This window comes from Brevundimonas goettingensis (assembly GCF_017487405.1).
In the GTDB taxonomy this organism is placed as follows: domain Bacteria; phylum Pseudomonadota; class Alphaproteobacteria; order Caulobacterales; family Caulobacteraceae; genus Brevundimonas; species Brevundimonas goettingensis.
Genome location: NZ_CP062222.1, coordinates 3,085,162 through 3,100,167, shown reverse-complemented (window position 1 = coordinate 3,100,167; position 15,006 = coordinate 3,085,162). Strand labels below are relative to the sequence as shown.

General features: G+C 68.4%; 13 protein-coding genes and 1 tRNA gene. 7 read left to right on the top strand and 7 right to left on the bottom strand.

Going from position 1 to position 15,006, the window contains the following annotated elements; translation table 11 throughout:
- Positions 1-19: 19 nt before the first annotated feature.
- From IFJ75_RS15200 to IFJ75_RS15185, 4 genes are all read left to right on the top strand, one after another.
- Entirely contained in the window at positions 20-190 is a 171-nt protein-coding gene (locus tag IFJ75_RS15200) for a hypothetical protein (protein WP_207869107.1), read from the top strand.
- Between the two features lie 217 nt (positions 191-407).
- Positions 408-1,538: an HlyD family secretion protein gene (locus IFJ75_RS15195; RefSeq protein WP_207869105.1), complete on the top strand. Its 1,131-nt coding sequence runs from the start codon at positions 408-410 to the stop codon at positions 1,536-1,538.
- Positions 1,535-3,154: a DHA2 family efflux MFS transporter permease subunit gene (locus IFJ75_RS15190; RefSeq protein WP_225896850.1), complete on the top strand. Its 1,620-nt coding sequence runs from the start codon at positions 1,535-1,537 to the stop codon at positions 3,152-3,154. Before IFJ75_RS15195 ends, IFJ75_RS15190 begins: the two co-directional genes overlap by 4 nt.
- A gap of 1 nt (position 3,155) precedes the next feature.
- Positions 3,156-3,749 (top strand): TetR/AcrR family transcriptional regulator, encoded by a 594-nt coding sequence (locus tag IFJ75_RS15185; protein WP_207869103.1) that lies wholly within the window; start codon positions 3,156-3,158, stop codon positions 3,747-3,749.
- 7 nt (positions 3,750-3,756) lie between these two features.
- On the opposite strand, the gene IFJ75_RS15180 is transcribed toward IFJ75_RS15185, so the two are convergent.
- From IFJ75_RS15180 to IFJ75_RS15165, 4 genes are all read right to left on the bottom strand, one after another.
- Positions 3,757-3,841: transfer RNA gene (locus IFJ75_RS15180), tRNA-Leu, on the bottom strand.
- 67 nt (positions 3,842-3,908) lie between these two features.
- Complete coding sequence (locus IFJ75_RS15175) at positions 3,909-5,063, bottom strand: metallophosphoesterase family protein (RefSeq protein ID WP_225896849.1); 1,155 nt, start codon at positions 5,061-5,063, stop codon at positions 3,909-3,911.
- Positions 5,064-5,143: 80 nt separating this feature from the next.
- The gene (locus tag IFJ75_RS15170; protein ID WP_207869101.1) at positions 5,144-7,510 is read right to left on the bottom strand and encodes a TonB-dependent receptor; all 2,367 of its coding nucleotides are present in this window, start codon (positions 7,508-7,510) and stop codon (positions 5,144-5,146) included.
- A 141-nt stretch (positions 7,511-7,651) separates the two neighbouring features.
- On the bottom strand, positions 7,652-9,193 hold the full coding sequence (locus tag IFJ75_RS15165; protein WP_207869099.1) for a S41 family peptidase: 1,542 nt from the start codon (positions 9,191-9,193) through the stop codon (positions 7,652-7,654).
- A gap of 97 nt (positions 9,194-9,290) precedes the next feature.
- Between IFJ75_RS15165 and IFJ75_RS15160 the strand changes: the two genes are divergently transcribed.
- The 3 genes from IFJ75_RS15160 to IFJ75_RS15150 all read left to right on the top strand — a co-directional run bounded on the left by IFJ75_RS15160 (position 9,291) and on the right by IFJ75_RS15150 (position 12,514).
- Positions 9,291-10,460: a winged helix-turn-helix domain-containing protein gene (locus tag IFJ75_RS15160; protein WP_207869097.1), complete on the top strand. Its 1,170-nt coding sequence runs from the start codon at positions 9,291-9,293 to the stop codon at positions 10,458-10,460.
- Positions 10,461-10,523: 63 nt separating this feature from the next.
- Complete coding sequence (locus IFJ75_RS15155; RefSeq protein ID WP_225896848.1) at positions 10,524-11,474, top strand: ATP-grasp domain-containing protein; 951 nt, start codon at positions 10,524-10,526, stop codon at positions 11,472-11,474.
- Positions 11,471-12,514, top strand: coding sequence for an LLM class flavin-dependent oxidoreductase (locus tag IFJ75_RS15150; RefSeq protein ID WP_207869095.1), 1,044 nt, complete (start codon positions 11,471-11,473; stop codon positions 12,512-12,514). The genes IFJ75_RS15155 and IFJ75_RS15150 overlap by 4 nt, the downstream gene beginning before the upstream one ends.
- 26 nt (positions 12,515-12,540) lie before the next feature.
- Here IFJ75_RS15150 and IFJ75_RS15145 read toward each other — a convergent pair whose 3' ends face one another.
- From IFJ75_RS15145 to IFJ75_RS15135, 3 genes are all read right to left on the bottom strand, one after another.
- A complete protein-coding gene (locus IFJ75_RS15145; RefSeq protein ID WP_225896847.1) occupies positions 12,541-13,347 on the bottom strand; it encodes an energy transducer TonB in 807 nt (268 codons plus the stop codon).
- On the bottom strand, positions 13,344-13,880 hold the full coding sequence (locus tag IFJ75_RS15140; RefSeq protein WP_207869093.1) for a CcdC protein domain-containing protein: 537 nt from the start codon (positions 13,878-13,880) through the stop codon (positions 13,344-13,346). The genes IFJ75_RS15145 and IFJ75_RS15140 overlap by 4 nt, the downstream gene beginning before the upstream one ends.
- Before the next feature lie 72 nt (positions 13,881-13,952).
- Positions 13,953-14,960, bottom strand: a complete 1,008-nt coding sequence (locus tag IFJ75_RS15135) for a fumarylacetoacetate hydrolase family protein (protein ID WP_207869091.1) — start codon at positions 14,958-14,960, stop codon at positions 13,953-13,955.
- Positions 14,961-15,006 lie beyond the last annotated feature (46 nt).

Below are 15,006 nucleotides of genomic sequence, written 5' to 3'. Positions count from 1 at the left end.
TGCAGATCGAGACGGGCGGATGATCGTCCTCGGGGTTCTCATCATCGTGGTCTTCCTGGGCGCCCTCGTCTGGGACTATCTCGGCCAGCCGACCAAGCTGCGCCATCTCGGCCGCCGTCGCGGTTCGATCGGCAAGTCGCGCGGCGTCTCCTCCCGCAACCGCGACAAGAACGCTCCCGAAGCCGACTGAGACGCGGACCGCCACTGGCGCGACCGGCGCCGGATCCCCACATACCGAACGGCGACGGGCCGTCAGCGGGACAGGTAAATCGCCTGTCTGCGACCAAACGGACACAGGCGCCCGGCTGATAAAATTCCTTACAGCTTGTGAGGTTGTTTTCTGGACGATTGGGTCTATTTAACGCGCGTTCCTCCCCGAACGCCCGTCTCCCAACATCTGGTCGTCCATGCCCGCTCCCGCTCTCAAGAACCGCCTGCCCCTGATCGTGGCCGGTGTCGTGGTCCTCGCCCTCATCATCGGCGGCTTCTTCTGGTGGCAGAACAAGCAGCGCTGGGAGGCGACCGACAACGCCTTCGTCCAGGCCGACACCACCCTCGTCAGTCCCCAGATCAACGGTTACGTCACCGAGGTCCTGGTCACCGACAACCAGCGTGTCGAGCCCGGCCAGATTCTGGTCAAGCTGGATGACGCCGACGCCAGGGCCCAGCTGGCCCAGGCCGAGGCCAATCTGGCCGCCACCCTCGCCGCCGTCGGCAATGTCGACGCCCGCGCCGTCCAGGAACAGGCCACCATCGCTTCGCGCGCCGCCGCCGTCCGTTCGGCCCAGGCCAACGCTGCCCTCGCCGACGCCCGCGTCGACCGCTACGGCAAGCTGGCCCAGCAGGGCTGGGTCTCGCAGCAGGGCATCCAGACCGAACGCGCCGGCGCCCAGACCGCCCAGGCCACGGTCGCCGAGGCCCAGGCCGCCCTTTCGGCCGAACAGCACAACATCGGTGTCCTCGGCTCGACCCGCGACCAGAGCGTCGCCGCCGTCGAACAGGCCCGCGCCCAGGTCGAGGTCGCCCGCACCAATCTGGACCGCACGGTGATCCGCGCCGCCACCGCCGGCGTCGTCGGCGCCCGCAGCGTCCGCGTCGGCCAGTATGTCCGCGTCGGCGGCCAGATTCTGTCGATCGTGCCCCTGGGCGACGTCTATGTCGTGGCCAACTTCAAGGAGACCCAGCTGGATCGCCTGCGCATCGGTCAGACCGTCGAGATCAGGGCCGACGCCTTCCCCGGTCAGCACATCACCGGCCGCGTCGACAGCTTCTCGCCCGCCACCGGTTCGGAGTTCGCCCTGATCCCGGTCGAGAACGCCACCGGCAACTTCACCAAGATCACCCAGCGCGTGCCCGTTCGCATCGTGGTCAGCCGCGCCCACGGCGGCGCCGCCCTGCGCCCCGGCCTGTCGCTGGAGGTCAAGGTCGATCTGAAGAGCCCCGGCGGGGTCAGCTTCGCCGAGGCCGCCACCGGCCAGACGCGTCTGGCCGACGCCTCGACCACCCAGTCCGCTGGCCAGTCGGGCGCACACGAGTGACCGACGCAACCGCCTCCGAGGGGGCGGCGCCGGCGGGCGGGGGCAAGCCTGCCGCCGCGCCCGTCGCGGGTCACCCCGAGATCAACTGGACCATGCTGCTGCTCGGCTTCGCGGGCATGGTCATCGGCCAGTTCATGGCCATCCTCGACATCCAGATCGTCGCGGCCTCCCTGCCGCAGATCCAGGCCGGGGTCGGCGCATCCGCCGACGAGATCAGCTGGATCCAGACCGCCTATCTGATCCCCGAGGTCGTGATGATCCCCCTGTCGGGATATCTGTCGCGGCTGTGGGGCACCCAGCGCCTGTTTCTGCTGTCCTGCACCGGCTTCCTGATCATGAGCGTGGCCACAGGCCTGTCGAACTCGATCGACACCATGATCCTGTTCCGCGCGCTCCAAGGCTTCGTCGGCGGGGCCATGATCCCGACCGTCTTCGCCGTAGCCTTCACCGCCTTCCCCCCGGACAAGCGCGTCACGGCCAGCGTGGTCATGGGGTTGATCGTGACCCTGGCCCCCACCGTCGGCCCGACCCTGGGCGGGCACCTGACCGAGTGGCTGAGCTGGCGCTGGCTGTTCTTCATCAACGTCATCCCGGGGATGGCGGTGCTGTTCCTCGTCAGCCGCTACGCCAATTTCGACAAGGGCGATCCGTCACTGGCGAAAGGGTTCGACTGGTGGGGTCTCGGCCTCATGGCGACCTTCCTGATGAGCATGCAGTATGTGCTCGAGGAAGGCTCCAAGAACGACTGGCTGAACGACAACCTGATCCTGGTCCTGACCATCGTCGCGGCGACCGCGGGACCGGCTTTCGTCTGGCGCTCCCTGACCTATCGCAATCCGATCGTCGAGCTGCGCGCCTTCGCCAACCGCAACTTCATGGTGGGGGTCGTCATGACCTTCACCGTCGGCTTCGCCCTGTTCGGCGGCACCTTCCTGCTGCCGCTGTTCCTGGGCCGGGTGCGTCACTATTCACCGTCGGAAGTCGGCACCACCATGATCGTCTCGGGTCTGGCCATGTTCGCCACCGGCCCGTTCGCCGGCCGTCTGGTGCGGGCGCTGGATCCGCGCATCCTGATGTTCGGCGGCTTCATGCTGTGCGCCTGGGGCATGTGGGACGCGCGCCTGGTTACCGACGACTGGGGCTTCTGGCAGTTCGCCAGCGTCCAGGCCCTGCGCGGCGTCGGCGTCATGATCGCCATGATCGCCTCACAGCAGGTGACGATGTCGACCCTGCCGCCGCACATGGTCAAGAACGCCTCGGGCCTCGTGAACCTGTTCCGCAACGTCGGCGGCGCTTTCGGCCTCGCCTTCCTGAACACCTCCCTGACCACCAACACCGCCGCGCACATGAGCGAGCTGACCAGCCGCATCAGCCAGACCAATCTGCAGATGCAGGACATGATGACCGGCATCGCCGATCGGTTCTCGACCTCCATCGATCCGGACGGGGCGGCGATGAAGGCCATTTATGGCATGATGCAGCAGCAGGCGACGACCCTGGCCTTCGGCGACGCCTTCGCGGTGCTGGGCATAGGGTGCGCCGTGGCGGCCTTCGTCACCCTGTTCGCCCGGCCCGTGAGGCCCAATCCGTCCGCCCCGCCGTCGGACGCGCACTGAGATGCCCAGAGCCGCCGGCCAGATCGATCCGCGCAAGAGCGAGGCCATTCTCGAGGCCGCCGCCGCCCTGTTCCACGAACTGGGCGGGGCGGTGTCGATGGAGGCCATCGCCAAACGGGCCGGGGTCTCGAAACAGACCCTCTACAACCGCTTCGCCTCCAAGACCGAACTGGCCCACGCCCTGGCCGAGCGGCGCTCCGAGGCCATCACGGCGCCCCTGCGCACCGACGGGGATCCCGAGGCCGTCCTGACGGCCCTGGCCACGACCCTGATCACCAAGGTCTGCCACGCCCACAAGGGCGAAAGCCTGCGCGGCGTCGCCCTGATGTCGCCGCCCATCCCGGGCATCGCCCAGGCCATCTATGAGGGCGGCCCGGCCGCCAGCCTGCGCCGCATCTCCGCCTGGTTGACCGAACAGGACCGCAAGGGACTGCTGAGGGTGCCGGATCCCGATCACGCGGCCGAGATGTTCTCGTCCATGGCCATCGGCCACGGGCATCTGCGCGCCATGCTGGGTCTGGAGCATCCCGAGGTCGATATCGAAGCCCGCGCCCGCGAAACCGCCCAGCGCTTCATTCGCGCCTTCGCGGTCTGATCTCTGCTGGTGCCCCGAGCCGGGGTCGAACCGGCACTCCTCTCGGAACCGGATTTTGAATCCGGCGCGTCTACCAGTTCCACCATCGGGGCCCGCAGAGGCTGTTGACCTAGCCAGAGGTCGGACCGGTGTCCAGAGAAACCGTCCTTCCGTCCGGGCTCAATGCCGGGTCAGCAGCTGCTCAGGGAAGTCGAGTTCGAACTCGGAGTAGCTGGCCGCGACGCCGAAGGTCGCCTCGCCGTCGCGGCCGGCATAGCGGTCGAGCAGGGGGGAGTAGGTGTAGAAGCGGATCTTCCGGCGTTCGACGTCGAACTCCATGAAGCGCAGCCAGCCGCCGCCGCCGTTGGCCGAGCCCGCCTGACCGTCCGGCCCTACGGTGTTGCCCTGGAAGTCCTGCAGCACCTGATAGACGGGGAAGCCCGCGTCATTGTGGTCGATCCTCAGGTTCTCGCCCAGCGACACCCCCTCGACGGCCGGGGTATAGGCATGGCCGCTCAGGACCATGAAGATCATCGGGTTCTTGCGCACGAACCGGTCCCAGATCTGGTCGGGCGACAGGTGATCGGTCCCGGCGAACAGGCTGGCCGTCCCGTTGGCGCGGTCGGTCGCTCCGGTCTTGGAAGGCGCCAGCCACTCGTGGGTCGAGATAATCACCGGGACGTTCGGGTGGGCGTCGATCACGCCCTGGGCCCAGTCCAGCACGGCCGGCGGCGGGTCCATCTCCAGCGACAGATGCAGGAACGGTTTGCCGTCGCCCTGGAAGGTCTGGAAGCTGTTCAGCCCGTTCTCGGTCGCCCCGCCGTACCAGCTCTTGCCCGCGAAATGGCGCGAGGTCGGGCCGAAGTAGAAGCTGAACGCCCGCCCGCCCGCGAGGGGCCGCGCCGCGCCCGGCCCGCCGTCCTCGGCCCACCAGCTGTAATTGTCGTAGTCGTGGTTGCCCGGGACCATGCCGAAGGCCACGCCCGAGCGGCTCAGGATCGAGACGGCGCGGTTGGCGATGTCCCACTCCGCGCGGGTATCCATGTCGCGGGCGGGCGCCGTGTCCGTGGCTGGCAGGCGGAACTGGCCGTCGCCGTGCTGGATGATGTCGCCGACGAAGGTGACGAAGGCCAGGTTCTTGGGGCCCTTCTGGTCGGCCAGATACTGCATCTCGCGCGCGAAGGTCTCGGCCCCGCGCGGCTGGGGCAGGGCGATGTCGGAATAGTTCTGGGTGTCGGGCACGACCGCGACGGTGAAGGTCTGGGCGAGGGCCGGGCCCGTCGCGGACAGCAGGGCCGCGGCGCCGATCACCGACAGCATCTTGAAGGTCTTCACACGGTCTCTCCCGAAAGCAGAAGAGCCCTCCCGCGCCGTCGCCGGCGCGGGAGGGCCCCGAAGGTCAGCCCGAACGGGGCCTAGAAGTCAAAGCTGATCGTCGCGAACACTTGGCGCGGGGCCGAGGCATGGAAGACCAGGATCGAGCCGGCGGCGTCATCCGGCGCGAAGACGCTCGAGTCGAAGTTCGAGGCGTAGCGGATGTCGGTCAGGTTGGTGATGTTGACCGAGAACTTCGCCCCCGACACCGCAGCGTCGAGGTCGTAGCTGACCCCCAGGTCGAAGGTCGTATAGCCGTCGAAGCCCGCGTCGTTGGTGTAGGTGTAGAAGCGCTCGCCCGTGTACTTGCCCTGCAGCGAGGCCGAGAAGGGCCCGTTGCGCACGGTCAGGACGCTGGCGATCAGCTCCCTGGGCGTGTCCACCTGCTGCTTGCCGGCGGTGGCCTTGACCACGCAGGTGGTGGTGCACCAGTTCAGGTCGTCGTCATAGGTGGTCTCGTTGTACGAGGCGGAGTTGTACCAGGTCAGCCAGGGCAGGGGCTTCCACAGCAGGCCCAGCTCGACGCCGTTCGAGGTCACGCTGCCCGCGTTGTGGAAGGAGTTGCCGCAACCCGGGTTCTGCTGCTGGTTGGTCGGGCAGGGGTTGTACTGCAGCAGGCGGTTGTCGAAGTTGACGTGATAGGCCGCCAGCGAGACCTGCAGCTGACCGCTGACATAGCGGTATCCGGCGTCCCAGCTATTCGAGGTTTCCGGCTCCAGATACCGGCCCTGGGCGTCCCAGACCGTCTGGGTCACCGATTGCGGCCCCAGTTTGAAGCCGCCCTGGTACATGGCCATGTTCTCGGCATAGCTGACGTAGAGCTCATGGCCCGGGGCCAGCTGATAGTGGACGCCGACCTCGGGGAGGAAATTGTCCTCGGCGGTCAGGCTGCCGGTGGCGAACTGGCTGGTGGCCGGCGGGGCGTTGGTCGCGATGCCGCGAATGGCCTCGGCGTCGGACTTCGAGTAGGTGCTCTTGAAGCCGAAATCGATGGTGAGGCGGTCGTCGAGCAGGCGCACGGTGTCCTGCACGTAGAACTGGCGCGTCTCCCAGTCCGTCTCCTGCACCCACTGGGCCGTCGAGGGCGTGCCGCCGAAGAAGCGGCCCAGATCGATCGGGCCCTTCACATCGGTGCGGATGTAGCGGGCGGCGCTGGAAGTGTTCTCTTCCAGCCAGAAGCCGGCCTGGATCTCGTTGAAGCCGATGTTCCACTTCAGGCTGCCGACCACGCCGTCACGGTCGATGGTGTAGCGGGTGTCGCGGATCTGGACCGGCAGGTCGTCGGCGGTGGTGGTCGTGCCCTGGTTGGACAGGCCGGTGATGAAGTTGTTCCCGGCGCCCTTGTCGGTGTGTTTGTAGACCTGCAAACGGGCGGTCAGGGCGCTGGTGATGTCGAAGTCGCCGGCCAGATAGTAGAGCTCGTCGTTCCGCAGGATCTGGCCGTTGGTATAGGTCACGTCCGACAGCTTCTCGGGCGCGGTCGAGGTCACGCATTTGGCCGCCAGCGAGGCCACCGAACAGGAGGCGCGGCTCAGATAGTCGGCCCAGTTCGGCGCATAGCCGGCCCAGTCCCAGCCGAGGCGGCCCAGCATATCCTTGGACAGATAGGCGTCGTCGGCCTGGTTGGTGCGCGAGATGTCGGCGAAGGCGGTGATCTTGCCGCGGCCGAAGTCGTAGATCGCCTTGGCGTTCAGCTGGGCGCCCGTCGAGGTGTTCTGGTCGCCCTGGTTCACGAACAGGTCCTGGCGGGCGTACTGGCCCGAGACATAGGCCGACAGGCCGTAGTGCTCGCCGGTGTCGAAGCGCAGGAAGGAACGCAGCGAGGACTCCGAACCCATCGTCTGGGCGGCCCGGAAGCCCATGTCCTTCGTCGGGTCGGACGAGGTGTAGATCATCGCGCCGCCCAGGTTGCTGGTCGACGGGATGCTCAGGCCGGCGATGCCGGTGGCCAGGTCCGCGCGGCCCAGGTTGTCCGAGATCAGGGCGCGGCTGATGGTCAGGCCGTTGTAGTTGTTATAGGCCCCGTCGCCGAGCGGCATGCCGTCCAGCGAATAGCCGAGGTGGGTGGTCGAGAAGCCGCGCACCTGCAGCGACAGCGACTGCTCGTTGACGCCGAGGGCGTCGATCGACTGGGCCATGACGCCCGGCAGGATGTTCAGCGCCTTCTGGATGCTGGTTCCCGGCGGCAGGGTGTCGAGGTTCTGCGGCGTCAGGGTCGAGACCGACCGGGTCTGGCCCGCGCCGATGACGACGATCTCGTCGACCGTGTCCGGCCCGGCTTCGGGCGCGGTGGCGGTCGCCGTCTCGGGCGCGGCGGGCTCGCCGGCGAAGGCGGCGCCGGCCGCCGTGGCCAGCATGGTTCCGGCCAGAAGCCCGGCCAGACGAGTGTATCGAATGTGTGACAACATGACGCGGTCCCCCAAAAGTCGGGGGAGGCTCTAGGCCCAGCCCGTAACGGCTCCGCTTCGTTTGCGTGACGGCAAGATGACTTTTGTGCTGTGGCGCCGCCTGTGCCGCGAACCGTGTCGCCGCTGCATCCCTCGGCCGGACTATCGGGGCCGTGTCGGGTTGTGCGAGGCCTTCACCCGGGCGACGACCTGTTCCAGAACAGGGTCGTTCAAGCCTTCCAGGATGGGGGTCTCGACGGCGATGTCCGGGGCCACGCCGCGCGCGTCGCGATCGCCGTCGGGGCGGACGATGAAGGCCTTGGGATAGCCGACGACGAGGCCGGTGCGGGGCAGGGTGAAGCTCTCCATCGCCCCATAGGTGGTGGCCAGGTCAGAGGTCTCCTCGCCGATCAGGGTGGCGAAACCATAGTCCTGCAGGGTCGCCGCCATGGCCACGGTATTGGAATAGGAGCGGCGGTTGATCAGGGCGTAGACGCGGCCGTTGAAACGCCGCCCGGCGCGCGGTTCGACGAGGGGGATGGGGAAGTCGATGGCGGTCCCCGGCGTCGCGCCCGCATAGGCCCGGGCCATCGACGCCGAGATGCCCGTAGGGTCGTTGCCGGCGGCCGTCAGCCGCGCTGCGTTGGAGGCGGTGGTCTGGCTGCTGACCCTGATGGTGAAGGACGAGGTGAAGCGGAACGGCCGGGTCGCGAACCAGGCCAGCAACAGGTCGCTGAAGCTGTTGTCGCCGCCGGGATTGTCGCGCAGATCGAGGATCAGATCGGTCGCTCCGGCGTCGAGGAAGTCTTCGAACGCCTTGTCGACGAAGGCCCGGAAGGCGGTGTTGTCATAGGCCGTGGCCTCGGTCTGGGCCTCGACGTTGTAGGTCGGGCCGGGGCGCAGATAGGCCACGCCGTCGCCCAGCATCCGCGCCTCGCGGGCGGTCCAGCTCAGCTCGAGGCGAGTTGGCTGTCCGGCCTGGGCGGCGGTCAGATCGGCGGCGCTGAGCGACGGAACCGTGACCGCGAAGGACGGACCATCGCCGCGCTTCAGGACCAGGTCGAACCCGGCGACGTCTCCGAACGTGCTCCACAGGAGGCGGCGAAACCCGCCCTCCATCATCGTCCCCAGCATATAGGAGGTGTCGGCCGACATCAGGGTTGCGGCGCGGGAGAACCAGTCGGCGGCCGTGATCCCGTCGATGGACACGATTTCGTCGCCCGGCGCGATCAGGGTGGATCCGGACCCGTTCAGGGCGACGAAGAACCTTTCACCGCGGATGCGGACGTCCAGGGGGAAGGCCCGCCCCCCGGCCTGCCTGTACGCCCCATAGGCCTCGGACGCGGCGTCGACGCGGGCGTGGGCGATATGGCCGAAGGCCATGAAGCGCTGGAAGAAGGCGGCGGCCTCGGCCCGGCTCATGGGAGCGAGGATTTGGGCATTCATGTCGGCGAACAGCCGGTCATAGTCGGTGCGGGAGGTGCGGGCATAGAGGTCGTAGTGCGCCAGCTTCAGCGTCGCATAGAGGTCGGCGAAGTCCTGACGCATCGCCTCCGCCGGGACCGCCGTTTCCGCCGCAACCGCCGTCGTCTGCAGAGGGCGGGCGACGGCCGCGTCCACCCCGCCGACGGCCATCGCCACCGCCAGTCCCATCGCCGCGCCAAACGTCTTGATCCGCACGTCCATACCCCTGAAGCTGGTCACCGAAGCTGACCGAAAGAGTAGGAGCGTCGGACCGTGGACGGAATGACGGCGACCTCCCCTTTCCCTGACCTTTTTCTGACCGGGACGCCTTTTGACGATGTCCGCCATCCCTTCTGACGTCGTCGAGATCGGCGGTTGGCGCGCCCATCGCGACGAGGGCCGGCTGCGGCGCGGCGACGAGAGCCGGATGCTGGAGCCCAAGGTAATGGACCTGCTGTTCCTGCTGGCTTCTCGCCCGGGCCACGTCTTCTCGCGCGAGGTTCTGAACGCGACGCTCTGGCCCGACACGACCGTCGGCGACGACGCCCTGTCGCGCTGTGTCTTCAAGCTGCGCAAGGCGCTGGAGGGGCCCGCCGGCGCCGGGCGTCCCGCCGGGCGGATCGAGACCATTCCCAAGCGCGGCTACCGGCTGGTCGCCGCCCCGCCGGACGCCGGGGCGAAGGCCGGGAGCGGGGCTCGTCGCCTCTCGTCGCGAAAAGCCGCCGTGGGGGCCGTGGCCGTCTGTGCGGCGGTAGGCGCGGCCGCGCTCGCGCTCGCGATAGTCCGGTCTGCGCCGCCGACGGCAGAGGACGCGACGGTCGCGCGGGCGACCGACAGCTACTACCAGTTCACCCGCACCGACAACGAGGCCGCCATCGTCCTCTATGAGCGGGCGTTGAAGGTTGATCCGAACGCGCCGGAGGCCCAGGCGGGTCTGGCCGGCGCCCTGGTCCAGAAACATATGCGCTGGCCCGACGGTCGAGACGCGCCGCGCCCGGCGGGCAGTGCTCTGAGGGCGGCCCTGGCTTCGGGGCGCCTGGCCGAACCCGCCGCCGCAGCGGATCTCCGGCGAGCGGTCGAGCTGGCTGGACGCGCGGCCGTCGCGCGGCCTCGCGACCCGGAGGTCCAGCGGGCATTCGGCCTGGCCCTGTCGGCGAGCGGACGTCTGGCGGAGGCCGCCCGCATCTATGACCGGGCTCTCGCCGATCATCCCGAAGACTGGGGCCTTCTGATCAACCGCGCCGATCTTCTCGATATCGAGGGCCGGACGGGCGAGGCCCTGTCGATGCTGGAACGCGCCTACGAGGGCATGGATCGCGCCTATGCCGCGGAGCCGGCCCGGGTGCGCCCCTGGCAGGCTGAAGTGGGAGTGGAAATCGGCCGCCGGTACGAGGCGCGGTCGGACCCTGCCAGGGCCCGGGCCTGGTATCGACGCACCCTTGTCGACGCCCCCTCAGCCTCGGCCGCCGCCGAACGGCTGGCGGCGCTTCCGCCCGAACCGGCCTGATCCCGAAAGGAATTCGCCGGGCCCCACTTGCGTTTCAGCGTGGTGTAACGCATCTGCCCTGCCATGACCGATACCGAACTGCCCGACCTCGCCATCGTCTATGAGCATCCGGAATGGTTCGAGCCGCTGTTCGCGGCGCTGGACCGGCATGGCGTCTCCTACGTGAAAGTCCCGCTGGCGGGGAATACGTTCGACCCGGCGGCTTCGCCCGCGCCGGCCAGGGTGGTGTTCAGTCGCGTGGCCATGTCGTCCTTCCTGCGCGAGCCCGAGCATCCGATCTTCTACGCCCAGAGCCTGTTCGAGCATTGGCAGGGGCAGGGGACGCGGGTGGTCAACGCCTCGGCCCTGAACATCGACACCTCCAAGGCGCGGCAGATGTCCCTGATCGCCCGGCTGGGGCTGAAGGGTCCCGCGACGCGCGTGGCGCACCGTCAGGCCGACATTCCCAAGGCCGCCGATGGGCTGCGCTATCCCGTTCTGGTCAAGGCTGACATCGGCGGCGCCGGGGCCGGCATCACCCGCTATGAGACGCCCGAAAAGCTGGCCGAGGCGGCGGGCGAGAAATGGTGCCCCGTCGGGGTCAACGGCCTGTCCCTCATTCAGGAATACGCCCCGCGCCGCGACGGCAAGATCACCCGGGTCGAGACCTTGGGCGGCAAATACCTCTACGCCATCGATATCGAGAGCCCGGGCGACGCCTTCGACCTGTGCCCCGCCGACGCCTGTCTGGTGCGGCCCGGCGCCCCGACCCTGACCATGACGAAGACCACGCCCCCGCTCGAGATCATCGAGGCGGTCGAACGGCTGGCCGTGGCGGGCGAGCTGGAGATCGGCGGCATCGAATATCTGGTCGACGACCGCGACGGTTCGGTCCTGTTCTACGACATCAACGGCCTGTCGAACTTCGTCGCCAAGCCCGTCGAGGTGCTGGGCTTCGACCCCCACGACAATCTGGTCGAATGGCTGAAGGGCATCGTCGCCGAACAGTCGATCAAGGCGGAGAAGGCGGCATGAGGTACGGCTATTGGGCCCCGGTCTTCGGCGGCTGGCTGAGGAATGTCGCCGACGAGCCGCGCGCGTCCTGGGAGCATCTGTCGGCCATCGTGAAGCGGTCCGAGGAGATCGGCTATGACCTGACCCTGGTCGCCGAGCTGAACCTCAACGACATCCAGGGGATCGACGCCCCGGCCCTGGACGCCTGGTCCTCGACGGCGGCGCTCGCGGCCGTGACCTCGAAGATCGAGCTGATGACGGCGGTGCGGCCGAACTTCCACCAGCCGGCCCTGTTCGCCAAACAGGCGGCCAATATCGACCGGATCTCGGGCGGCCGTCTGGCCCTGAACGTCGTCTCGTCCTGGTGGGCCAAGGAGGCGGAAAGCTACGGCCTGCAGTTCGACCAGCACGACGACCGCTATGCCCGCACCACCGAATGGCTGCAGGTGCTGGACAAGCTCTGGTCCGATCCGCGCACGGACTTCTCGGGCAGCTACTACGAACTCAAGGACGCCATCGTCGAACCCAAGCCTCTCGACGTCCCGGGACGGCGGCGGCCGGTCATCTATGCGGGCGGCGAGTCAGAGGCCGCCAAGACCCTGATCGCCCGTCACTGCGACGCCTATGTCATGCACGGCGACACGCCCGAGGTGATCAAGGACAAGATCGCCGACATGAAGGCGCGCCGCGAAAGCTTCGGCCTGCCGCCGATGCAATTCGGCATGGCCGGCTACGCCATCGTGCGCGACACGGAGGCCGAAGCCGAGGCCGAGCTGGCGCGCATCACCACCGTCCCCGGCCTGGCCGAAGGAACGCCGCCTGCCGGCTTCGCCAATTTCGACCAGTGGCTGTCGGGCACCCAGCTGGAGCGGGAGCTGAAGATCCGGGAGTATTCGGTCTCCAACCGCGGCCTGCGCCCCGGCTTCGTCGGCACGCCAGAGACCGTCCGGGAGCGCATCGAGGCGTTCGAGGCCGCCGGTCTCGATCTCGTCCTGCTGCAGATGTCGCCCCAGGCCGAGGAGATGGAGCGCTTCTCCGCCCAGGTGATCAAGCCGAACTGAGGGCCATCCGGGCAGGCGCGACGAGATCAGTTGCCGGCCAGGTAGAAGTTGGTCCTGAAGCTGACCAGGGCGTCGGCGGCGACGGGCGGCGAATCGTCCGAGGCCGGACCCAGTCTCGCGCGCCGGGCGCCGTCGATCGCCGCCTGGCCGAAGCCGGCGCCGGCCGGCCTTTCGGTCTCGACCACGCAGTCGTGGAGGCGACCGTCCGGTCGAACCAGGCAACTGAGATTGGCCGAGCCGGTATTCGCCTTCTCGCGCAGCGCGCGGGACGGGAACTCAGGCCGAGGCTGGATCACCCAGCGATAGCCGCCCTCCACGCCAGCCACCCCCGTCGCTGGAAGGCTGGAGACGAGGTTCACATCGTGGGGATCGGACAGTGGGCGGCCACAGGCCGTCAGGGTCTCGTCGATGGCGTGCTCCGACCGGGGCAGATCCAGAACGAATCGTTTGGCGGGCTGGCCGTCCTGGGCCGGCACGGTCACCTCGACCCGCCCTCCCGCGCGCAGCCTGCGGGCCATGGGCGCCGGAAAGTCGCTGAAAGCCGAGGTTCCATCCGTGCCGACGGACCAGCTGGTCTCCCGCGCCGGTCCGCCGTCATGGGAGAAGTTGAGGGTCCGCAGGCGGGTCATCACCGGCGGCAGGCCCGAGAACAGCAGCTCATAGGCACCGTCCACGCAGCGGGCGCCCAGACCGATGCCGCTGTCGAAGGTCAGGGCGGCGATCACGGCCTTCTGGCGGGGGGCGCGCATCAGGTCCCAGTCGTCTCCGGCGTCCTGGGCCAGGGCGGGGACGGCGATCAGGGCGAGGGCCAGGCCGGCGAGGAGGTTCCTCACGCCGTCGCCTCGACGTGGCTGTCCGTGCCGCCGTGCTGGACGCGACGGGCGCGGATGTACATCTCGATGCGCTGGACCACGATGGTCCCGATCACGAATACCAGGAAGGCGTCGGCGACGGCCGTGCCGTTCAGGCCGATGGAGGCGGCGTGCGGCTCCAGCCAGGCACGCAGCATGTTGCGGCCCAGCAGCAGGACGACGATCAGGATCATGCCGAGGGGCGAGGCCTTGGCCTTCAGCGTGCCGTCCTCGTGCTTCTCGATGGTGGTCATCTTGCCGCGCCACCAGCCGGTCGCTCCGCCGAGGATGAGGCCGACGGCCAGAACCGCCCAGTCCTGAACGGCGAAGGGCGCATGGCTGGCGCCCGGCTGCAGGCTGGTCCCCCAGATGGCGAGGCCCATCAGCGGAATGATGATGGCGGGGGCGACCCACAGATACTGCGGCCGCAGCGTCCGGGGTGCGCGATTGCGCAGCAGGATGATCAGCAGGGCCACGCCCACGCCGATGAGCGGGCCGTATTGTTGCGGCGTCATGAACTCTGTCCCCCTGCGGCAGGACGCCGCAGGGCGCAGACTAGGCCGGGAAACCCGGTTCGGGGAAGGGGTCTAGAGCTTCTGAACCGTCTGTTCGATGGCGCCGAAGATGGAGTGATGTCTGTCGTCCAGCATCTCGATCCGGACCGTGTCGCCATAGGTCAGGAACGGGGTTTCCGCCGCGCCGCGCAGGATGGTCTCGACCGTGCGGACCTCGGCGATGCAGCTGTAGCCCAGGCCGCCTTCGGACACCGGCTTGCCCGGACCGCCGTCCGCGTCCTTGTTGGACACCGTGCCCGAACCGATGATCGTGCCGGCCGTCAGGGGGCGGGCCCTGGCCAGATGGGCGATCAGGGTCCCGAAGTCGAAGGTCATGTCGACCCCGGCGTCGGCCTTGCCGAAGTCCTGGCCGTTCAGCTGGACGCTGAGCGCGCCCGACAGCTTGCCGGCCTTCCAGCGGTCGCCTAGGGCGTCGGGGGTCACGAAGACCGGCGACAGGGCGCTGGCGGGCTTGGACTGGACGAAGCCGAAGCCCTTGCCGAGCTCGGCCGGGATCAGGTTCCTCAGGGAGACGTCGTTGACCAGCCCGACGAGGCGGATGTGCTCCAGCGCCTCTTCCGCCGTCACGCCCTGGGGCACGTCGCCGACGACCACGACGATCTCCGCCTCCATGTCGCAGCCCCAGGCCTCGTCGGCCAAGGGTATGGGATCACGGGGGCTGAGGAAGCTATCCGAGCCGCCCTGATACATCAGGGGATCGGTCCAGAAGCTGGCGGGCATCTCGGCGCCGCGCGCCTTACGCACCAGTTCGACGTGGTTCACATAGGCCGAGCCGTCCGCCCACTGATAGGCGCGGGGCAGGGGGGCGGCGGCGTCGTGTTCGCGGAACCGACCCTGCGGCACGGCTTCGTGTTCGAGGCTTTCTGCCAAGGCCCGGAGCAGGGGTTCGCAGCGCTCCCAGTCATCGAGCGCCGCCTGCAGCGTCGGGGCGATCAGGAAGGCGTCCGTGAACCAGTGCAGGTCGTTGGAGACGACGACGAGACGACCGTCACGGCCGTGCTTGAGCGAGGCGAGCTTCATGCCTTGAGGCTTAAGCCGATTTTTTCGGAGGGGAAACCGGGGAAGA